19 protein-coding genes are annotated in these 20630 nt (G+C 54.8%); 11 read left to right on the top strand and 8 right to left on the bottom strand.

Annotated elements, in window-relative coordinates:
- Positions 1–76 precede the first annotated feature (76 nt).
- From GO013_RS13765 to GO013_RS17440, 5 genes are all read left to right on the top strand, one after another.
- Positions 77–2251 carry a molybdopterin-dependent oxidoreductase gene (locus tag GO013_RS13765; RefSeq protein ID WP_163812132.1) on the top strand — a complete coding sequence of 725 codons (2175 nt, stop codon included), beginning with the start codon at positions 77–79 and terminating at the stop codon, positions 2249–2251.
- Positions 2251–3003, top strand: a complete 753-nt coding sequence (locus GO013_RS13760) for a 4Fe-4S dicluster domain-containing protein (RefSeq protein WP_203529619.1) — start codon at positions 2251–2253, stop codon at positions 3001–3003. The genes GO013_RS13765 and GO013_RS13760 overlap by 1 nt, the downstream gene beginning before the upstream one ends.
- Positions 2996–3745, top strand: a complete 750-nt coding sequence (locus tag GO013_RS13755; protein WP_163812074.1) for a cytochrome b/b6 domain-containing protein — start codon at positions 2996–2998, stop codon at positions 3743–3745. The genes GO013_RS13760 and GO013_RS13755 overlap by 8 nt, the downstream gene beginning before the upstream one ends.
- A 49-nt stretch (positions 3746–3794) precedes the next feature.
- Entirely contained in the window at positions 3795–4892 is a 1098-nt protein-coding gene (locus GO013_RS13750) for a rhodanese-like domain-containing protein (protein ID WP_163812073.1), read from the top strand.
- A gap of 62 nt (positions 4893–4954) precedes the next feature.
- The gene (locus tag GO013_RS17440; RefSeq protein WP_271121196.1) at positions 4955–5965 is read left to right on the top strand and encodes a rhodanese-like domain-containing protein; all 1011 of its coding nucleotides are present in this window, start codon (positions 4955–4957) and stop codon (positions 5963–5965) included.
- Here GO013_RS17440 and GO013_RS13735 read toward each other — a convergent pair.
- The gene (locus GO013_RS13735) at positions 5944–6576 is read right to left on the bottom strand and encodes a molecular chaperone TorD family protein (protein WP_163812067.1); all 633 of its coding nucleotides are present in this window, start codon (positions 6574–6576) and stop codon (positions 5944–5946) included. The two genes, GO013_RS17440 and GO013_RS13735, sit on opposite strands and share 22 nt — an antisense overlap.
- A gap of 98 nt (positions 6577–6674) precedes the next feature.
- Between GO013_RS13735 and GO013_RS13730 the strand changes: the two genes are divergently transcribed.
- Positions 6675–6968, top strand: a complete 294-nt coding sequence (locus GO013_RS13730; RefSeq protein ID WP_163812065.1) for a metal-sensitive transcriptional regulator — start codon at positions 6675–6677, stop codon at positions 6966–6968.
- A gap of 3 nt (positions 6969–6971) precedes the next feature.
- The gene (locus tag GO013_RS13725; protein ID WP_163812063.1) at positions 6972–7247 is read left to right on the top strand and encodes an EF-hand domain-containing protein; all 276 of its coding nucleotides are present in this window, start codon (positions 6972–6974) and stop codon (positions 7245–7247) included.
- A 56-nt stretch (positions 7248–7303) separates the two neighbouring features.
- On the opposite strand, the gene GO013_RS13720 is transcribed toward GO013_RS13725, so the two are convergent.
- The 6 genes from GO013_RS13720 to GO013_RS13695 all read right to left on the bottom strand — a co-directional run bounded on the left by GO013_RS13720 (position 7304) and on the right by GO013_RS13695 (position 14767).
- The gene (locus GO013_RS13720) at positions 7304–9418 is read right to left on the bottom strand and encodes a transporter substrate-binding domain-containing protein (RefSeq protein WP_163812062.1); all 2115 of its coding nucleotides are present in this window, start codon (positions 9416–9418) and stop codon (positions 7304–7306) included.
- Between the two features lie 73 nt (positions 9419–9491).
- The gene (era, locus tag GO013_RS13715) at positions 9492–10400 is read right to left on the bottom strand and encodes a GTPase Era (protein WP_163812060.1); all 909 of its coding nucleotides are present in this window, start codon (positions 10398–10400) and stop codon (positions 9492–9494) included.
- Positions 10393–10815, bottom strand: a complete 423-nt coding sequence (locus GO013_RS13710) for a DnaJ family domain-containing protein (protein WP_163812058.1) — start codon at positions 10813–10815, stop codon at positions 10393–10395. The genes era and GO013_RS13710 overlap by 8 nt, the downstream gene beginning before the upstream one ends.
- Positions 10816–10937: 122 nt before the next feature.
- Positions 10938–12209 (bottom strand): glycosyltransferase, encoded by a 1272-nt coding sequence (locus GO013_RS13705; RefSeq protein WP_163812056.1) that lies wholly within the window; start codon positions 12207–12209, stop codon positions 10938–10940.
- Positions 12210–12354: 145 nt separating this feature from the next.
- A complete protein-coding gene (locus tag GO013_RS13700; RefSeq protein ID WP_163812054.1) occupies positions 12355–13521 on the bottom strand; it encodes a glycosyltransferase in 1167 nt (388 codons plus the stop codon).
- A 136-nt stretch (positions 13522–13657) separates the two neighbouring features.
- On the bottom strand, positions 13658–14767 hold the full coding sequence (locus GO013_RS13695) for a radical SAM protein (protein ID WP_163812052.1): 1110 nt from the start codon (positions 14765–14767) through the stop codon (positions 13658–13660).
- Between the two features lie 97 nt (positions 14768–14864).
- On the opposite strand from GO013_RS13695, the gene GO013_RS13690 reads away from it, so the two are divergent.
- The 4 genes from GO013_RS13690 (at position 14865) to GO013_RS13675 (ending at position 18115) form a co-directional block, all read left to right on the top strand.
- A complete protein-coding gene (locus GO013_RS13690; protein ID WP_239057874.1) occupies positions 14865–15647 on the top strand; it encodes a polysaccharide deacetylase family protein in 783 nt (260 codons plus the stop codon).
- 8 nt (positions 15648–15655) lie between these two features.
- On the top strand, positions 15656–16513 hold the full coding sequence (locus GO013_RS13685) for a GNAT family N-acetyltransferase (RefSeq protein ID WP_163812051.1): 858 nt from the start codon (positions 15656–15658) through the stop codon (positions 16511–16513).
- A 40-nt stretch (positions 16514–16553) separates the two neighbouring features.
- Positions 16554–17129: a WbuC family cupin fold metalloprotein gene (locus tag GO013_RS13680; protein ID WP_163812049.1), complete on the top strand. Its 576-nt coding sequence runs from the start codon at positions 16554–16556 to the stop codon at positions 17127–17129.
- Between the two features lie 74 nt (positions 17130–17203).
- Positions 17204–18115: a DMT family transporter gene (locus tag GO013_RS13675; protein ID WP_163812047.1), complete on the top strand. Its 912-nt coding sequence runs from the start codon at positions 17204–17206 to the stop codon at positions 18113–18115.
- Between the two features lie 131 nt (positions 18116–18246).
- Here GO013_RS13675 and acs read toward each other — a convergent pair whose 3' ends face one another.
- Positions 18247–20229: an acetate--CoA ligase gene (acs, locus tag GO013_RS13670; protein WP_163812045.1), complete on the bottom strand. Its 1983-nt coding sequence runs from the start codon at positions 20227–20229 to the stop codon at positions 18247–18249.
- Positions 20230–20630: the final 401 nt, after the last annotated feature.

The raw sequence follows: 20630 nt of genomic DNA, 5'->3' as shown, positions 1-20630 counted from the left end.
ATGCCGGGGAATCTGAGATACCCACGGTCCATAGGTGGATACCCGGAGGTTTGACGTGTCGAATTCTGAACAGAAAATGTCTCGTCGCGATTTTTTCAAGGCGTCTGGTCTGGTCGCGGCCGGGGCGGTTGGCGGTCCGGCTGTGTTGGGAGGCCTGAAAAAAGCGCAGGCAGCATCGAGCGCAGTTCCGGCCTGGGATGCCCGATTCTCGGCCTGTGATATGTGTTTCAATAAATGCGGCGTGATTGCCCGAGTGGAAGACGGGGTCATTCGAAAACTCGATCCCAATCCGCAATTCCTCAAATCTCGCGGCATGTTGTGCGCACGCGGCAACGCGGGCATCGATCAGGTCTATGATCCGGATCGGTTGAAGCACCCACTGTTGCGCGTGGGGGAGCGGGGCGAAGGTAAATGGCAGCGTATTCCATGGGATGAAGCCCTGGACATGGCCGCCCAAAAGATGGAGGCGGTCCGCGCCAAATATACCCCCTGCGGCCATCTGTTCTCTGCCGGGACCGATCTGCATTCCCAGTTTGTCAGCCGGTTTGCCGAGGTTTACGGTTCCTTCAATGTCACGTCGCACGAATCCTTGTGTCTGGTGTCCGGCAATCGGGCATTTCTCGACACTTACGGAGAAGTCCCTTTTGCGGACGTCTTGAATTCCAAATACATCATCATGGCCGGTGCCAATCGATTCGAGGCATTGGTCACTCCGGATTCCATTGATCTGATGACAGCCATTCGCGAGAAAGGGTGTACGCTGGTGACGCTCGATCCCCGGTATACCAAGACCGCGGCCCTGTCGGATGCGTGGTATCCCATCAGGCCGGGAACGGACATGGCCTTCATGCTCGCACTGGCTCACGTCATCATCGGCGAACAGCTCTATGATGCCACATGGGTCGCGGAAAAGACCTATGGGCTTGAGCAGCTCGCTGAACACGTCAAACAGTACACGCCCGGTTTTGCGGCGGAGCAGTGCGGGATTCCGGCGGAAGACATCACGCGCATGGCCCGGGAACTGGCTGCTGCGGCTCCGGCGGCCATGGTGTATCCCGGACGGCGGACTTCGGACTATGAGGATTCTACCCAGATTCGTCGCAGTTTCGCCATCGTCAACGGATTGCTTGGCAACTGGGACCGTCCCGGTGGGCTATTGGCGGCCAGACAGGTGGGGCTCAAGGGCGTGCCCTATGACGCGCCGTGGTATGACGAGAATCAGGAAGACCGGATCGACGCCCACACGGTGCCCATGATGTTCGAGCATGAAGGGTCGTTTCTCGTGACCCGGGACGCGGTGTTGGCCGAGGATCCGTATCCCGTCAAAGGGTGGTTCGTGTACAAGACCAACCCCATGGGCACGGCTCCGAATCGGCAGAAGACCATCGAGATGATGCAGTCCATGGATTTCGTGACCGTGGTGGATATCGCCATGTCCGATACGGCCTGGTATGCGGATCTGGTCCTGCCGTCACAGAGTTATCTGGAACGTACCGACCCGTGCGCCGGATTGCAGGGGTCCGTTGCCTGCGCCTGTGTGGTCAAACGTGATCCCGTGATCGAGCCGCTCTACGAATCCCGACCGTTGTTTGACATTATGAAGGGCATTGCCGGGCGGCTGGACCTGGGCGAATATTTTGATTTCACCATCGATGAATTTCGCGTCAAACAGACCCGCGAGATTCCCGAGGCCCTAGAGGTCATGGACCGGGACGGGGTCTATTACAACCCGTCCAAGGTCTATGGCATCTATGATGGCCGTATCTACAAGACCCTGTCCAAGAAAGTGGAGCTGTACAACCAGCGGTATGCCCAGATGGGGCTTGATCCCATGCCGGTGTATACCCCACCGACCATTGTCCCGGAGAACCGGTTTCGTCTGGTGCTGGGGCGGGATGCGTCGGTGACGCAGACATCCACGATCAACAACAGGGTGCTCAACGAACTGAATCCCACCAATACCCTGTGGCTCAATACCGAGGCCGCCCGGAAACTCGGTATCGCGAACGGCGATCTGGTCGAAGTTTCCAGTGCCGTGGGCAGACAGGAATTGGTGGCGGAAGTCACTGACAGGATCAGGAAGGATACGGTGTACATGCTTTCAGGATACAATACCCTGTCCACTATGCAGACCCTGTCCCATGGCAATGGCGCGTCCATCAATGCGCTGTTGGAGGACGACTATGATGCAATTACCGGTAATGCTTCGATGCACACGACGTTTGTCTCTGTAACAAGGAAGGTGGCGTGATGGCGCAACAGCTCGCAATGGTTATTGACGCGGCTCAGTGCATCGATTGCAAGGCGTGCGTGGTTGCCTGCAAGGTCGCCAACGAGGTCCCGGAAGGGCAGTGGCGCAACTGGATCAAACCGCTCAGTGAGACACCTGTGCCTGGTGCCAAGAGTCAGACCGCCCGGTTTCAACCCGGAGCGTGTATGCACTGTGATGTCCCCACCTGTGTGGAGGCGTGTCCCACGGGAGCCACATACAAGGATATGGCCACTGGCGAAGTGGTTATCGACGAAGGGTTGTGCATCGGGTGTGGCAACTGTGTTCCGGCCTGTCCGTATGACGCGCGGTTTCGCAATGCGGTCAAGCGCAAGGCGGACAAGTGCAACTATTGCCCCGAGCGCAGGGCCGCAGGGTTGCCTCCGGCGTGTGTGGATACCTGTCCCACCAAGGCTCGGGTTTTTGGTGACATCAACGACCCCGAAAGCGAAGCCGGTCGGCTGTATCGCAAGAATGCGGATCGACTGACCCGCGTGGCGGCCACCACAGATACCAAACCGAATATGTTCTATCTCGGCAACCCCGGTCCGGCTGACTGGGGACGGGAAGCCGTTATTCCCGCGTCCATGGTCGCCATGAAGCAGGCTGCGCCGCTGGTCAAGGGGATTGTTGCCCTGTCCGGTCTGGGGGTGCTTGCCATGCTGGGCCGTCAGTTGTTTGCCGGGACCGACGATGCGTCCACTTCGGGACACAAGGAGGACTCCGATGCCTGATCGTACCTACAAGCGGCATGACCGATCCGATATATTCATCCACTGGTTCAACGCGGTGTGTTGGCTGCTTCTGCTGCTGACCGGCGTGGGACTGATTCAGCACCCGGCCATCGATCCTTTCGGGTCCGGGTACCCGGAGGCCCTGCGGGCCATGGTCGGGGGCGGGGCAAATCTGCTGGCCATCCATGAAGGGCTGGGCCTGTTGTGGCTGATCGGATTTGTGGTCTATCTCGTGGTCAATTTTGCTGGAGCACGGTTTTTTCTGGCCGAGGTCTTTGCGGTCAGTCCGGTCCGTGACATGGCGTGGATAGTCAAGAAAATGGTGCTCATGACCGTTGGTCCCAAGCCGTTGGCATGGATTGGCCTCAGCCCGGAACTGCCGGATCAGGGATATTACAACATGGGCCAGAAGGCCTTTGCCCAGGCCAGTGTGGTGGGCGGTGTGCTCATTGCCGTGACCGGCGTGATCCTCTTCCTGTCCGATCGGACGTTCGGGGCCGCAGCCACAGGGCTGGTCGGGTGGGCTATCACCTTGCATTTCATTGCCGTGGGCGTGGTTTTTGCCGGATTGTTGGTCCATGTGTACATGGCGGCCATTTCGCCGGAGGAGCGGCCCGGATTCAAATCCATGTTCACCGGCGAGGTGCCCGGAACATACGCCAAGCACCATCACCGTCTGTGGTGGGAAAAGATCAGGACCGACCGTCAGGAAATTTCGGAAAGAAATGTGTCCGGAGAATGATGTCCCATTGGGACAAAATAGCTATGAACAGCAAGGAAGGGAGTGTGTCATGTTCAGGAAATTAGTGAGTATTGCCGTAATACTGGCCTGTGCCGTTGTGGCCATGGCCGGGGTCGGTCTGGCTGAGGAGACCAAAAAGCCCGTATTTAAGGAATTTCATTCCATTGTGGAATATGACGTTGTGGCCAAATACGCCGTCATGCCCAAACCGAAAGGTGTCATGATCGTGGATTCCCGGCCCTACAAACCCAAATATGTGGATGGATACATCCCGACGGCGGTCTCCATCCCCACCAGTCAATTCGACAAGTTGGTGGACAGGTTGCCCGCCGACAAGAATGACATGGTGATTTTCTACTGTGGCGGATTCCACTGCGGGCTTTCTCATAAGGCCGCCTGGAAGGCAGAGAAACTTGGCTATACCAATGTCCATGTCTACGCCGCCGGTTTCCCGGACTACAAGAAGCGCGCCCTGTATTATTCCATCGGGCTGGAAAATCTTCATGCCCGGATGACCAAGGGTGAAAAGTACATGCTGGTCGATGCCCGTCCATATCAGAAGTTCCTGGCCGGTGCGATTCCGTCCGCCATTGGCATCCCGGAAAGGGAATTTGCCGACAAGCGAAGCATGTTGCCGATCGGCAAAGGGGATGTCCCGCTGATCTATTATTGTGGCGGACACGCCTGTGCCCTGTCCCACAAGTCCGCCATCAAGGCCCGGTACCTCGGGTACACGAAGGTCATGGTCGCCGAAGCCGGGTATCCCGGCTGGAAGGAGATGTTTGGCGGGGCAGACACTGCGGTCAAGGCCGGTGCGGCTGAAGGTGCAGTGGATACCGAGTGGTTCCTCGCCACGATTAAAGACAATCCGGATTCCATTCTGCTGATCGATGTCCGGGACCCCGAGGAATTCGCTGCCGGGCATTTCCCGACCGCCATCAACATGCCGGTCGATATGGTTGAAAAGAAGGCGTCGGATATCCCCACGGACAAGCCGATCGTCTTTTCCTGCGCAACCGGTGCCCGAGCTGGCGAGGCGTATTATCTGTATATGGATATGATTCCCGATGCGAAAAATGTGTTTTATCTGGAAGCCACCAACGAGTTCGGTGCGGAGAATACCTACGAAGTCCACCCGAACAAATAACGTCCTCTTGAAAGTGGCCGAATGAATCGGCCACACGTCACACCGCAAGGCGGGGAGCATTTATGTGGATACAGCCATCAACCATCTTCTTCATGCTCCTCGCCGCGTGCGTGGTGTGGAGTGTTCCGGTTCATGCGGATGACAATGCGGTCTGGTGGGCCGATGCACAGGCCGAAGCCGAACAGGAAGGATACGCGCTTCTCGCCACCGAGGAACTGAAGGCCCTGCTGGAATCCGGGGCAAACCCGCTGGTCATCGATGCCCGGGCCGATTATGAATTCGCCGCTGGACACATTCCGGGGGCGGTGAACATGGCTTTTGATCTCGGCGATCGTCTTGAGCTGTCTCAGGCCCGCCGAATGGAATTCGAGGCCGTGGTCGGTCCGATCCGGGACCGGCTGGTGGTGGTGTATTGCCGCAGCTTCAGGTGACTGCGCAGTGGCATTGCGGCGCGCTGGGCAGCGCGTCTCGGATATACCAACGTGTATCGGTACGCGGCGGGTTTTCATGCCTGGAAAGCCGCGTACCCTCGGCAGGTGGAGGGAGTGGAGGACGAACCGCACATTCTGGCCGTGGGTGATGCCTTCCCGACCTGCCGGGTGGCGGTGCTGAACGGCGACGCTGATCGGGACTATCTGGGATTGCCCAAAGGAACCCGTTGGCTGCAATTATCCGAATTGTCCGCCCGGTTCGTGTTGATTCAATTGTACAATACCCTGTGTAACGATTGTGTGAAGGAAACCCGTCTTCTGTCGGCGTTTTTCAAGGATGTGGAAAGCGATCCCGTGCTGGCCGGGCAGCTCAAGATCATCGGGCTTGGGGTGTATGATTCCAATCAGGCCGTGGTGCGCTTCAAGAAGAAGCACGGTGTGGCCTATCCGTTGTTTTCCGATAAGAGCGGGCAGATTTTCGACTGTCTGGGACAGGCCGAATTGCCATTGGCCTATCTGGTTCGGGCGGAAGGGGATGGCTCGTGGACCATTGAGCTGATTCGGCGTGGATATTTTGAACCGGATGCCGATTTCCTGGATGTGCTCAGGTCGGCCGTGCGTCAGGATGATGCGCGACAGTGACCGTCGGCCACGATTTCGAGCACGGCCACCAGCAGGTTGCCCGCGTGTTCGAAGACCGGATGCGGGTGTGCCGAAAGCAGGGCCGTGCGGAATGTGCGGACCCACGGGAGCATGGTGGCCCTGGCAAAATCCTTGCTGTCCCGGATGTCTTGCGGAGAAGCGGACCATCCCTGTGCCAGCAGGGTATAGAGGTATTCAAGTTCGATGGTGAGGTGGTCTGCCGGTTCATTGGATGCCATAGCGATTTCAAGTCCGGCCTGGTGCAGTCGAGCCTGCATATCCACAGCGCTTTGCCCCATGGTGCGCGGCGTGGTATCGAGGTGGCAGGACGCATAGAGCGGAGCGGGTACGCCGTTCGGACTGGTGATGAATAACCGGACGTACTCGGTTTCAAGTTCGGCGGTGTCGGCTTTTTTTGGGGATATCAGTGTATTTCCCAGCTCCTGAATAGGCAATTTAAGGCTTTCGGGGTTTTGCTGGACATGGCGGAGGAGTTCAGGCACTCCTGCGTGGGCCAGTTGGGTCCAGCCGGTCGAGTTCGGGCCGCGAAAGATGGTAACACACAGTTCCAACAGGTTGAGAATATATATTTGTGACGGCGATATGGACATGTTTACATCCTTTTGTGAGCAACGGTTTATACCATACGATCGTATGGTAAACAGTCGTGACAGGCAACGGGAACCTGATCCAAATCGAGGAGAAAGACATGGAAACAGCATCAATGAGTGAAGAGCAGCAGATCAAGAAGAATGTGTTGTCCCGCATGAAGCGGATCGAAGGTCAGGTTCGGGGAATTCAGGGCATGATCGAGGCTGGAAAGGAATGCGAAGATATTCTGGTACAGGTCCGTGCGGTACGGTCCGCCTTGCAGTCGGCCAACAAGTTGATTTTGAAACGCTATATGCTCAGGTGTTATGCTGAAGCCTTGGATAATGAAGTTGAAGAAAAAGAGGCCCTGGATAAGCTCATTAAGGTCTTGACCGGATTTATCGAGGGGTAGCTCGTGCGGTTTAAAGGCGTTGTGAAAAAAGTATTCGGTGTGGTTTTTCTGTTGCTCTTGGCAGGCCAACCCTGCGTGGCCAGTCCCAATTATGATGTGTGTTTCAATGCCTTGGACGTGGACGTGAATGGGACCATGACCAAAGGGGAATTCCTGGTGGCTTTTCCCAATGGTGAATTGGGACTTTTTGACGAGATCGATACCAATGCGGATCGTGCGGTGGATCGTGAAGAGTGGATGACCTACATCGTTGAACACGGGAAAAAGTCCGCTGACTAATTCGTCTTCAACGCAATTCTTTGAGGTCGTTGCATCCGAATGGACGCAGCGGCCTTTTACGTGGCGAATAGGGCTTCAAGAATTGTTTTGAGCCGGTCGATGCTCACGGGTTTGGCCAGATAGTCATCCATGCCCACGGTGAGGAATTTTTCCCGGTCTCCACTCATTGCGTGGGCGGTGAGAGCGATGATCGGTACTTCTCTCACTCTTTTTTCCGATGAAGAGCGGATCCGGCGAGTCGTTTCAATGCCATTCATGATGGGCATTTGGATATCCATGAGAATCAGGTCGAAATGGGTGTCCATCAGCATGTGCATAGCCATTTTCCCGTTCGTCGCCAGGTCGGTGGTGTGTCCCAATCGTTCCACCAGTTTGCTGATGGCGATCTGATTCACCCGTTCGTCTTCCACGATCAGGATGTGCCGGGGCTGGATGTCCTGCCCGGATGGTGTGTCCGGTTTCGGAGAATCTGTGCGTCCCTGTTCGTCCAATTCAAACGTGGCGGAAAAGGTGATGGTCGTTCCGTGTCCTTCCGTGCTGGTGATAGCAATGTCGCCATCCATGAGCGTGACGAGTTGTTTGACGATATGCAGCCCCAGTCCTGTTCCCTGAAACGCCTTTGCGGTCCCGGAAACCTGGGTGAACGCGCCGAAAATTTCCTGTTGCATGGCTTCGGGGATACCGATGCCCGTGTCGCTGACCGAAAAAATGAGTCGGGTCGTTTTCACGGTCTGTGAAGGGTGCTGGGTGACCTCAATCGACACCGTGCCCTGTTCCGTGAACTTGATGGCGTTGCCGACCAGATTGATGAGCACCTGTCGCAGTCGGGCCGGGTCGCCGATCACGCATTCCGGCACATCGTCATCAAGCGTCAGGGAAAGCGTCAGTTCTTTTTCCCGGGCCAGTTGGACGACACTATCCCGCACGGATTCCAATAAATGTTTTGGGTTGAATGGAATAAGCGCGAGTTCCATCTTGCCCGCCTCGACTTTGGAGAGGTCCAGAATGTCGCCGATTAGGCGAGCCAGGTTTTTGCAGGATTGGAGTGCGGTCTCCACATATTCCGTGTGGGTCGGTTCAAGTTTTTCCAGCGTCATGAGCTGGAGCATCCCCATGATACCGTTGAGGGGTGTGCGCAATTCATGACTCATGGTGGCCAGGAATTCGCTTTTGCTGGTGCTGGCCGCTTCAGCATGTTCCTTGGCCGTGATGAGCTGGGCTTCCCGGGCCTGTAATTGGGTCTGGGTTTCCACCAGTTCATCCATGGATTGTTGCAGCTGGGTGTTCAATCTGGAGACTGAAATCCATCGCCAGAATGAGAAACCGATGACCGTGAGAATGAGGATAATCAGTCCGGCTGACGCGACACGATGCGCTGTCCAGTATGGAGTGGGGCCGCCACGCCATTTGAGATAGGTTTTGTTGAAATCCGATGAAATCATGTAAGCATGCAATGCCGTGTCCAGCCGGTCTCGAAGGGCGGTCCGGTCTTTGGGCAGGATGTAGCCGCGCTTGACTTCCAGAAATGGTTTTTCCAAGGCCCGTACCTTGTGTTCAATGCCAATTTCGCGCGCCCTTTGCTGGACAAATGCTTCGGCAAAGAACAGGGCGTCCGACTTGCCGGACAACAGGCTGAACAAGGCTTCATCAACATCGGAGAATGAGAGCAGAGTGACGCCGGGGACAGTGCCGAGCCGTGCCTGCGGCAGGGTTTTGTCAATGACGGCAATCCGATGTCCAGGCAGGTCTTCGATGCGTGAAATTTCCGTGGAATCCGTGCGGACAAAGCAGGAGATGGATACGGTTTCGAAAACATCCGTGTACAGGAAGTGTTTCTTGCGGGGGGCAGTCAGGCCAATGCCGGGGATGAAGTCGGCCTTGCCCGAGACGATGGCGTCAATGGCCTCGACCCAATTGTTGACGACGAGCAGCTCGTACTCGAAGTCGGCCTGTTTGCTCACGGCCTTGAGAACGTCCAGAGCAAAACCGTCCGGCTGCCCTTCTCGTGTGGTTATGTACAGAGGGGGGAAATTTGCGAGAATGACGGCGGTGAAGTGGTCAGGGGGTTGCTGGGCCACGGCTGGCCGGGATGAGAAAAGACCGCACCAGACCATTGCGAGCAAGAGTATTCCTGCCAGCGGTCGAACGCGATGAACCGGAACTGCAAACATGACCACCTCGTTGTTAGAAGGACCATGGTGTTGTCTTTTCTGTTCCCCTCAGTCTCCCGGAGTCGGGACCGGCCTATTCTCCAAGCCCCATGGCCCGAAGGAATCCAGGATCTTCTGTCCAGCCTTCGCGGACCTTGACCCACAATTCAAGGTGGACTTTTGATCCGGTCAGGTCACTGATGTCTTTGCGGGCGTCAGTGCCGATTCGTTTCAGATTGGCGCCCTGTTTGCCGATAATCATGCCTTTGTGGCTTTTGCGTGACGTGTAGATGACCGCATTGATGATAATCAGATCCTCGCGGGACTCTTCATCCCATTGTTCAATCTCGACAGCAGTTGAGTACGGGAGTTCCTGCCTGAGCGAATAGAACAGTTTTTCGCGGATGATTTCCGAGGCCATGAATCGCATGGGCGCGGTGGAAACCTGATCTTCCGGGAACATGGGCGGTCCCTCGGGGAGCAGCGACAGAATACGGTCCATGAGCTGGTCCGTGCCCTTGCCTCGCAGTGCTGAAACCGGGATGTATTCCGCTTTGGGCCACATCTCGGCCACACGGGCCATGAGCGGGAGCAATTTGTCCTTTTCCTTGATCCGATCGATTTTGTTGATGGCAATGAGGACCGGCCTGCCGGATTCGTCGATGGGTTTGACCAGCGGGACGATTTCCTTGTCCAACAAGTGGGGCTTGGCGCAGTAGAGCGCGGCGTCGATCAGGACCACGACTGCATCCGCTGAAGACAGTGCGCTCCAGGCGGATTCCAGCAGGAATCGATTCATTTTGCCACGCAACTGGTGGATGCCTGGGGTATCCAGAAAGACGATCTGGGCCTCTTCCTCAGTCAGGATGCCGCTGATGCGATTGCGCGTGGTCTGCGGCTTGGGCGACACAATGGCGACCTTTTGTCCGAGGTAGGTGTTCATCAGGGTGGATTTCCCTGCATTGGGTGGGCCGATCAATGCGACCATTCCGAATTTATGCATGATGTTCTCGTTGTTTTTTATGGGTGGTGTCGAATCGTTCTTCTGCGATCCGTACTTTTTCGACGATGCGTCGATAATATTCGTCCGATGTATCCAGGATGATGGGACGGCCGCGCCGTTCATTCATTTTCAGTATCATGACGTTCAACTTTTGTATCTGTCGATACCGTTCCTGTTCATCTTTCATGGTTGCCAGCAGATCAATGGTGCGCGTTATTTCTTTTTCTTCAGCAATTTCAGCGGGGACATAGCCGGAATTTTTCAACACGCGGTATGCCATGCGGAGTTCGGGCGGCAGGTTTTCCGTGTCATCCTTGGGCAAGGGTTTTCCCTGTCCGGCAAGGTGTTCGAACGCACCGTCCTTGATTGCCCGTTTGATATGTTCTTCGGACATGATCTGCGAGAAGTTGAACATGGGGCAATTTCCCATACAAAAGACATTGAGTCAAAGTCTGGTTTGACGTCAGCCGTCCGGTTGGAATTGCCCACGATGTATCAGGGGGTGAGGATTTTTCCTGTTCCGGCACCTTTATCATGTTATTTGGTGCAGGGGACACCATGGGATTTGTATATTTCTCCCAGCGTGCGGATGAGCTGCTTGTTGTTGAAAAGCGTGTGGACCTGTGTGTTGGCGGCTGGAATGATGTGTGCTCGCAGTTCGTCGTCTGTCAGAGCGCGGCGAATGATTGTTGCCAGTGCATCCACGTCGTTGGAGGGACACAGCAGGCCGGTTTCTTCGTGGACGACCAGTTCCGGAACGCCGGAAACCTCGGTGGCCGTGACCGGCACACCTGTTGCCATGGCCTCGGCCACCACGTTGGGGATGCCGTCCCGGTCGCCGTCTTTGGCTTCGCGACAGCCCAGAGTGAAACAGTCGGATGATCCGAGAAGTTGGATGACATCTTCGTGCGTGATGGTGCCGGTCAGGGTTGTGATGTCGTCCAGCCCGAGATCGTGGACGAGTTGTTTGATTTTCCGGTTGAACTCCGCTTTGCCTTCACCCACCAATGTGTAGCGGAAATCCAGCCCTTCACTTCGCAGTTTGGCAAGCGCCATGAGTACGGTATCCAATCCTTTTTTCTCCACGAATCGGGCGACCGTGAGGATGTGATACGGGGTTTTGGCCGAGGTGCTTCGTCCATTGGGTGAGAATAGGTCGAGATTGATACCGTGATACACGCAGTGAATGGGTTTCGAGCCGCCCATGGTTTTTTCGAGATGGCGGGCATTGTATTTGGTGCAGGTCACCACGAATTTTGCCCGATCCACCTTGTCCTGAATGCGTCGAGGGTCCTGCGTGTAAATGTCCTTGGCATGGGCCGTGAAAGAAAAGGGAATCCCGGCGAGAAAGGCGGCGTACATGGTCACCGTGGTCGGCGTGTGGGCGAAATGGCCGTGCAGATGGCCGAGGTCCACCCCGTCGTCGATTACGGATTTCTGGACGATATACCCGGCCTGGAGCAGGTGCTTGATCCAAGTGTGTTTCTTGGGAGCTAATGCAAAACGGGACTTCATGAGCTTGATGCAGTCCATGTACCGTTTGGGCATTTTGCAAAACAATCTGATATTATACCATAAAAAGGCCGGAAGTCCCCAGATCATGGACGAAGGAAGATACGTCACCTTGGCCTTGATTTCCTTGATCGATTTGTGGGCAAAGTTTTCACGGGGGGCGCGCATGGAATAGATGTGGATTTTGAATCCCATCTCTTCAAGCAACTTGATTTCATTGGAAATGAATGTCTCGGAAATACGGGGATACCCTTTGAGTACCATGCCCAGTGTGGTCTTTTTTGTGTGTGTGGTCATCGGGAGGCGTCTCTTTCGTTGGTTGTGGGAGACGACTGTTCAAAAAGAGGCGAGTCTTTGGGGGCGGCAGCCGGAGGATTGCTGTGATTCGGTTGCGGGCGTGATCGTGCCCGCCCCTTTGGATTCGTGCCTTTTTCAACAGTCATCAGGAACAGTTTTTTCGGTAGTATTCGAGTCGATCACGCATGACCGTGAGCCCAGTCATGGCAAATGTTTCGAGTTGTGTGGTGTACGGCGTTGGATCATCCAGCAGGGCGTTGATTTTTTCCCGCATGGTTTCGGGGGAAACATCGTCCCATTTGATGAAATCACACAGGCCTTGTTTTTTGAAGACCGTGGCGCGGATAAGCTGCTCTAGACGCGGCGTGTCGCGTGGAATGATCAGGGCGGGTTTTTTCAGCGAGAGAATTTCGCACATGGTATTGTAGCCGCCCATGGAAACGACCAGGTCGGCCTTGGCTATGCGTTTTTCCATGTTGCGGACAAATGGCTTGATTTGTACCTTGATGGCGCGTGCCCGGTCGGCCAGTTCGTCGAGTCGTTCGGGAGAAAGGAACGGGCCGGTAATCATGAGTGTCTTGAAGTCCACTGTCCCATTTGTCTCAAGCATTCTCAGATAGGTGTCCAGCACGTTGTATCCGTCACCGCCACCGCCGATGGTGACCACGACCTGTTTGTGCTTGCGTTTGACCTTGCGGGTCCGGGGGGCCTTGCGGGGAATATAGCCCGTGAAAATCGTTTTTTTCGCGATATCGTCAGGAAAGGCGTATTCGGTGATGGGATCGTACATGGTCTTGGACCCGTAGACCCATATTTCGGAATAGAGGTCTCGCAGGACTTCGGGAAATCGTTTGCGTTTCCAATCCGTACGAGTGGATTCTGCATCGTCGAGAATGTCCCGCAATCCAAGCACCACCCGGGTGCATGGCAAGTTTTTCTTGATCCATTTCAACGTCGGCAGCACTTCGCCCTTGAGTCCGGTCGGCACCTTGTCCACGATGAAGAGGTCCGGCTTGAACGTCTTGGCCGTGGCGGAAATGATGTTTTTTCGGATGGAAATGGCGATTTTGGGATCGACCTTGATGGAGTGCGGAACATAGATGGCGTTGGTTTTTTTTATCATGCCGGGCATACGGACAAAATCAATGCCCTTGGGCATGGTGTATCGTCCGACAATGGGAGATCCGGTAACAATGAGGATGTTGACATCCGGGGCGACCAGATTTCGGGCAATGGCCATGGTGCGTCGTATATGTCCCAATCCATACGTGTCATGGGAGTACATCAGGATATTGTATGCTTTTGATTCCATAGCGTGTGTTTGTGGCCTTGAAAATCAGTGATATCGTCCGGTTTCAATTGCGGCGAGATACTATCGTCTTGTGTCTATTTTGTCCAGAAAGGACCCCTCATGAACCTGTACCCGACATCCGGGTCGGGTGCTACCTCTACTTTGTCACATCAGAATTTACATCGAGGCATATTTGTGGATCAAAATCCGCGTCGGCAATCTGTGCGCCGTCGCGATTCGCTCGGTACAACGCATTGTCCGGCCTCTGTGTGAGGGCGACTTCGAAATGAGAACGGGCCTGGGAATGATCGTCGCGACGCCAGGCAAGGACGCCGAGGTTGTTCTCGACGCACGGATTGCCCGGGAGCAGGTCGGCAGCCTGGGTGAAGGCTGTCCGGGAACGCTCGTTGTCGGCGACCACCGCAAATTGAATGCCGTCCACCATGTGGGCCTCAAAGTCGGTCAGTTGGACATGGTCCAACCCCCGACAGGGACACCGTTTCTTGATGCACGGTTCATTTCCCTTGTAGAGACGGACCTCATCCATGACGTTGCCGAGCACGGTCTTGTCGCCCGGACAGCGAAAAATGGTGCCATCAGGTTCCATGCGAAGGAGCGTTCGTCCGGCCGAGCAGGGAACTCCCTGAAAATTGAATGCCACCTTCTTGCCCTGTTCGGGATGGTCGCCGAAAATGATCTGTGCCCGGTCACCATAGGCTTCGGGGTATCGACGTCCTTCATATTCGCCTTTAAATGGCCGGGGAGTGATGGTGATGCCATGCTTCGCGTAGAATGTCCGGTCGGTTTGGAATCGATCTTCCAGGGTCGGATGGACCACATAATTGACGATGATTTCAAACCCCGCGTCCATGAGGCATTGTGCATTTCGAATAAAGGCGTTCACGCCCTTGACTCGTTCTCGTTCTTCGATGTGCAGGGCCACATACAGATTGTGGACTCGTTTGGGATCAATGCGTTCGGCGAATTCTTTGACTTTGGACGAGATGGACAGGTTGGTGTCCACGCCGATGATGTGCGATGCCGTGAGCGTTTCGCAGATATCAACGAAATTCGGATAGATAAAAGGTTCGCCGCCGGTCAGTCCGACTTTCCACGTGTCGCCGGTGCTGTCAAGAAATGCGGTGATTCGCTCGGCGGGCAACGTTTCGGTCACCGGGGTATTATCGTGTGGGAAATAGCAATATTCGCACCGGAAATTACACTTTCGTGTCATGTTCCAGATGATGTTATTGTGGGGTGGTTTCATAGTGCTCCCTTCTTCGGAATATGTCCTGCCATGGATCGCGCGAAAACGCCAGCGGTGCGGTGGCTTTTGTGAGGAACCTTTGCTACAAAAGGAGGATATGAATCACGACACTTTGAACATATTGGTACAGGAACTCGATGCCTACGAAAAAGCCGGACTGCCGGTTGAACTGTGGTGGCGAGATGATGACGCGGCTGAACCGACTGTGGAGCTGGATCGATTGATCCGTCTCAGCGATCAGTATGACGTCCCGTGCGGATTGGCGACCATTCCGGCCCGGGCCGGAGAGTCTCTCAGGAAAACCGTCTCCGGGGCAGCGCATCTCTGGATTTTGCAACATGGATATGCCCATGTGAATCACGCTCCGTCCGGTTCGGGCATGGGGGCATGGGAGCTGGGGCTACATCGGCCCAAGTCCGTGGTGCTTGATGAGTTACGTGACGGGATGCTCAAACTCAGCCAACTTTTCAAAAGCCGCTTTGTTCCGGCTCTGGTTCCGCCGTGGAATCGCATCGATCCGCAATTGTTGTTTTACCTGCCTGTCTTGGGATTTCGAGGGCTGTCCGCCAGCTACAAGAAAGATCGTCCCACACCGCCCGTTGGCTTGCGTGTGGCTGACGCGCATTGTGATGTCCTGACGTGGAAAAAGAAGGAAGCACGGTTTGCCGGATTGGAGCGTTGTCTCCAATCTTTGGTCCAGCATCTCAAGGAAAAACGGCTTGGTACCGTTGATCGAAGCGAACCGACATGTCTGTTGACCCATCATCTTGAAATGGATCAGGATGCGTGGCAATTCGTCGAAGACATCTTCGCCTTGACCACTTTTCATACTGGCGTTACATGGCTTGTTCCGGCCGCTATCTGGCCGCAACCAAAATAGGAAGTTTAATGACTGCCATACTGCGTCGAGCCACACCGAATGATTTTGACGCCATCTGTGAACTGCTGCATACATATATGAATCCAGCTTTTTCAATACAGCGATGGCGTGCTCTTTTCACTCATGGTTGGTGTTCCGGAAAACCGGATTTCGGTATTGTTGCTGATGACAACGGAGCGGTTGTCGGTTTTCATGGGCATATCTGTTCCCATCGCATCATTGATGGATATTGGGAACGATTCACCAACTTCACATCCTGGTATATTCGCAAGGAATATCGGAAAAACGGGTTGGGAAGCAAAATGCTCGAAATGGCCACTGCCGATCCCGAAACCACGTACACGGTTTTTTCCCTTTCTCCGAAACGAATTGAATTTTTCAAATCCCTTGGCATGAACGTTCTTGATGAGGAACGCTTGCTGTGGCGCAAACAGGGAAAGCTGTATGACAACTTGGAGCTGATCGTTGATCCGGTCAAGATCCGTGCTCAATCGGCTCCGTATGATCTGCCGTTTTTTGACGATCACATCCCTCTTCGGGTGATGCCGGTGCTGGTCGCGACCCGCTGCGCACAATGTCTGTTGCTTCTTGCGCGAGCCGTGAAAAACGATCGGGTCTATTATGACGTTTTGTATCGGAGCAATCCCGCCCTTTTCACCCAACGGGTGCAGGATATTGCGGAAGCATTGTTGCCGGACAGCGAGTGTGTGTTGGCGGCCGATCGACGGTTCGTGGATGACGATGGTCCCGGAGCCGAGGTCGAGGTCATCAAGTCCCCTCGTTTCTACAAGTCGTCCCGTGTCGAACCGCGCGATATCGATTTGACCTATTCTGAATTGTCACTGCTTGGATTGAAGCTGGATTAGTCGGCTTGCCGAAAGTGCATGGGCAGGATATCTCTTGCCCATGACACATAAATCCACTGATGTTCCCGTGGCTATGGACGCACCGGAGGGTGCGGTTACTCCCTTGAGTTTGACCATGGTCGGCGATCTGCTGGCCCGGTCCAGGGACAGTGCGCGCAAACGGATGCTGCAAAAGTTGCATTCGTCTCATGATGCGCTGTCTCATCGCATGTTCAACGCCATGCAGCCCGGGACATATATCATGCCCCATCGCCATCTTGATCCGCCAAAGGATGAAACGGTGCTGGTCATGGCTGGCTCAGTGCTTTTCATCCAGTTTTCGGATGCAGGAGATATCGAGAAAACCCTGCTGCTTCAGCCCGGGACGGAAAATTTCGGCATTGACGTGGCTCCCCATGTCTATCACACGTATATTCCCCTCAAGCAGGATACCCTGATTTTCGAGACCAAGACCGGACCCTATACGCAGGAGCACGACAAGAATGTCCCTGACTGGGCACCTCGTGAAGGGTCGCCCGAAGCCGAACCCTATTTGCTGAACATGATCAAGTCGCTGGCCGAACAGGCCAATGCCGCGGTGGACCAGGTGGCGGCCAAAGAGGAAGATTCCGCATAATACCAAGCCTTTCGTCCTTGCCGACGGTCTTTGAATGCAGTACATACGCTGATCGTTTCAAAGGAGATCAACGCGTGAATTCCCGAACCCTTCGTGCAGACATTCTGCTTTTCATCACCGCCGTCATCTGGGGGTTGGCCTTTGTGGCCCAACGCGTGGGCATGGACCACGTCGGACCGTTGACATTTAACGGTATCCGTTTCGCTCTCGGTGCTGTGGCGCTGATTCCTCTGGTTGTGCACATGCAGAAAAATCGACCGACAACGAGTGTCGGTGCGAGTGGTCGAAAGATGCTTGTCGGTGGAGGGCTGCTCGGTATCGCCTTGTTTGTCGGCGCGTCCCTGCAACAGATGGGACTGGCCGGACCAGTGCTCACCCAATTCGGTTTCGAGGCCACCACAGCTGGAAAAGCCGGATTTATCACCGGACTTTACGTTGTTTTTGTGCCGATTTTCGGATTGCTTCTGGCCCAGAAGCCCGGATGGGGCACCTGGATTGGAGCCGGTTTGGCTGTTGTCGGTATGTATTTCCTTTCCGTAACGTCGGATCTGACCATTTCCTTTGGCGATCTATTGGTGTTGGTCAGCGCGGTTTTCTGGGCTGGGCATGTGTTGCTTGTCGGAAAACTTTCACCGGGACTGGATGCTGTGGACGCGCTCAAATTGTCCCTGATACAGTTCATTGCCTGTGCCTTTTTGAGCATGGTCGGCGCGTTCGCCACGGAAGAAATTACCCTCACCGGATTGATCGGTGCAGCCCCGTCAATCGCCTATGGAGGACTCATGTCCGTGGGCGTGGCCTACACCCTTCAGGTTGTGGCCCAACGGGATGCCCAACCCGCGCACGCCGCGATCATCCTCAGTCTTGAATCCGTGTTCGGCGTCATTGGCGGCTGTCTCATGCTCGGCGAAGTTCTGACCATGCGTGCCCTGATCGGCTGTGGACTCATGCTTGTCGGGATGGTTTTGAGTCAGCTTAGACCCTGATGCCTTTTACCCGTTGTCTCGTCCGTCTTTTCTCTTTGGGACGGCGGTTTCCTGGTGAACCGCAGTCTTCCCAAAGAGCAAAAAAAAGGCTCCGTATTGTTGTACGGAGCCTTTTTTTTGCGAGTGAATTATTAGCCGACAAGGTCCTTGTTGCCTTCGACCAGATCGGTGACCACACCGGGATCGGCCAGAGTCGAGGTATCGCCGAAGTCGTTGGAGCCTTCGACAATCTTTCGTAGGACCCGGCGCATGATTTTCCCTGAACGGGTCTTGGGCAGGCCGTCCGCGAACTGGATGAATTCCGGGGTGGCAATGGGACCAATCTCCTTACGCACCCAGGTTTTCAATTCCTTTATCATGTCATCGTCCGGTTCAAGATCGGATTTGAGAGTGACATAGGCATAGATGGTTTCACCTTTGATATCGTGTGGCATTCCCACGACTGCGGCTTCAGTGACATCCTTGTGTGCCACCAATGCGGATTCGATTTCCGCTGTACCCATGCGGTGGCCGGACACGTTGATGACGTCATCCAGGCGGCCCATGATCCAGAAATACCCGTCTTCATCGACCCGGGCGCCATCCCCGGCTTCATATGCTTCGGAAAAGCCTGCGAAGTAGGTGGATTTATACCGATCCGGGTCACCCCAGACATTGCGGAGCATCCCCGGCCATGGTTTGTCGATAATGAGGTGGCCGCCTTCATTGGCATCGGCCTCTGATCCGTCCCGGCGCACGATTTTGGCGGAAATACCGGGCAGGGCTTTGGTGGCGGACCCGGGTTTGAGCGGGGTGGCATATGGCATGGCGGAAATCATGATGCCCCCGGTTTCGGTCTGCCACCAGGTATCCACGATCGGCAGTTTGCCGCCGCCGATATTGTTGTGGAACCAGAGCCATGCCTCGGGATTGATAGGTTCTCCCACGGACCCGAGCAGCCGCAACGAGGACAGATCATACTTTTTGGTCCATTCCTCGCCTTCTCTCATGAGCGCACGGATGACCGTGGGGGCGGTGTAAAAGATATTGACCTTGAACTTGTCCACGATCTGCCAGAATCTATCTGGTTTGGGGTAACTCGGCACGCCCTCGAACATGACAGATGTGGCACCCAGTGCCAGCGGGCCATAGACGATATAGGAATGTCCGGTGATCCAGCCGATATCCGCCGTGCACCAATAGACATCATCGTCTTTCATATCAAAAACGCATTGTGTGGTGTGGGCCGCATAGGTCAGGTAGCCGCCCGTGGTGTGCAGCACGCCTTTGGGTTTGCCCGTGGAGCCGGATGTGTACAGAATGAACAGCGGGTCTTCCGCATCCATCTTTTCAAAATCACATTCGGACGTGATATCTTCAGCATTGATTTCATCATGCCACCAGGAATCCCGGCCTTCCACCATGGAAATTTCATTGCCGCCCCGTTGCACCACGATGCACTGTTCCATAGACGGGCAGTCCTTGAGTGCTTCATCTGCATTGGGTTTGAGCGGAATGGTCTTGCCCGCACGCAGTACGGCATCCGCTGTCACCAGCACTTTGGCCTGACAATCCTCGATACGCGATTGCAGGGCAATGGAGGAAAATCCCGCAAACACGATTGAATGTAATGCGCCGAGTCTGGTGCAGGCGAGCATGGCAATGGCCAACTCAGGAATCATGGGCATATACAGTGCCACCCGATCGCCCCGTTTCACGCCTTTCTTTTTCAAGACATTGGCGAATCGGCAGACTTCGGTATGCAGCATCTGATAGGTATATACCCGGGTGTCTTCTTCCGGTTCTCCCTGCCAGATAAGTGCGGCCTTGTTCCGTCGGCCATCTGTCAGGTGTCGATCCAGGCAGTTATATGAAACATTGGTCGTGCCGCCCGAAAACCATTTGAATTCGGGTTTCTCATAGTCCGCTTCCAACACTGAATCGAAATCGGAAAACCAGGTCAGTAATTCCTTGGCCCGATCGCCCCAATACCCTTCAGGATCAGTGAGTGCCCGTTCATTGGCCGCGTCATAGGCGTCCATGTTCTGAATCCACGCCTCGGCCTGCATGGATGTATCGGGTTCGAATATCTGCCCCTCTCTTTGCAGCGTCTCGATCTTTTTCTCTTCACTCATCGTCTGTTCTCCTGATCTATGGTTGTGTCTGCAAGGTCCGTCTCAAATTCGGACCGCAACCTTCTGAAATGCGTTTCCCGTCATGGAAAGGCTCGCGTTGAATAAATATCATGTATTCAAAGAACTGCGCAACCGCGCTCTTTTTTAGGTGAACGGTCCGATTTTACCCGGTGAACGGCAGATCGAGGGAAGAATGCCTCCGGCGGCTGGGGGAAAGGGAGAGACAAACCCTTTGAAAAGGGCTTTTCTTATGCGGCACCATGTCAAGAACTCCCTTTCTTCGTTGTTTTCTCTTTAATAAGGCCAGGCTTCACCCTCGCCTTATGGCGTATTAGTAATGTATTCCTTTTCTTATTCGTGCTCTGCGGCACCAAGTACCGATTCGGTACACTATCAATTGA

The sequence above is a fragment of the Pseudodesulfovibrio sp. JC047 genome, assembly GCF_010468615.1.
GTDB lineage: Bacteria > Desulfobacterota > Desulfovibrionia > Desulfovibrionales > Desulfovibrionaceae > Pseudodesulfovibrio.
This window is presented reverse-complemented; position numbering and strand designations above follow the sequence as displayed.

Coding starts and splice junctions, on each gene's coding strand:
- GO013_RS13765 (WP_163812132.1), top strand. CDS start 77: ATGTCTCGTCGCGATTTTTTCAAGGCGTCTGGTCTGGTCGCGGCCGGG.
- GO013_RS13760 (WP_203529619.1), top strand. CDS start 2,251: ATGGCGCAACAGCTCGCAATGGTTATTGACGCGGCTCAGTGCATCGAT.
- GO013_RS13755 (WP_163812074.1), top strand. CDS start 2,996: ATGCCTGATCGTACCTACAAGCGGCATGACCGATCCGATATATTCATC.
- GO013_RS13750 (WP_163812073.1), top strand. CDS start 3,795: ATGTTCAGGAAATTAGTGAGTATTGCCGTAATACTGGCCTGTGCCGTT.
- GO013_RS13735 (WP_163812067.1), bottom strand. CDS start 6,576: ATGTCCATATCGCCGTCACAAATATATATTCTCAACCTGTTGGAACTG.
- GO013_RS13730 (WP_163812065.1), top strand. CDS start 6,675: ATGGAAACAGCATCAATGAGTGAAGAGCAGCAGATCAAGAAGAATGTG.
- GO013_RS13720 (WP_163812062.1), bottom strand. CDS start 9,418: ATGTTTGCAGTTCCGGTTCATCGCGTTCGACCGCTGGCAGGAATACTC.
- era (WP_163812060.1), bottom strand. CDS start 10,400: ATGCATAAATTCGGAATGGTCGCATTGATCGGCCCACCCAATGCAGGG.
- GO013_RS13710 (WP_163812058.1), bottom strand. CDS start 10,815: ATGTTCAACTTCTCGCAGATCATGTCCGAAGAACATATCAAACGGGCA.
- GO013_RS13705 (WP_163812056.1), bottom strand. CDS start 12,209: ATGACCACACACACAAAAAAGACCACACTGGGCATGGTACTCAAAGGG.
- GO013_RS13700 (WP_163812054.1), bottom strand. CDS start 13,521: ATGGAATCAAAAGCATACAATATCCTGATGTACTCCCATGACACGTAT.
- GO013_RS13695 (WP_163812052.1), bottom strand. CDS start 14,767: ATGAAACCACCCCACAATAACATCATCTGGAACATGACACGAAAGTGT.
- GO013_RS13690 (WP_239057874.1), top strand. CDS start 14,865: ATGAATCACGACACTTTGAACATATTGGTACAGGAACTCGATGCCTAC.
- GO013_RS13685 (WP_163812051.1), top strand. CDS start 15,656: ATGACTGCCATACTGCGTCGAGCCACACCGAATGATTTTGACGCCATC.
- GO013_RS13680 (WP_163812049.1), top strand. CDS start 16,554: ATGACACATAAATCCACTGATGTTCCCGTGGCTATGGACGCACCGGAG.
- acs (WP_163812045.1), bottom strand. CDS start 20,229: ATGAGTGAAGAGAAAAAGATCGAGACGCTGCAAAGAGAGGGGCAGATA.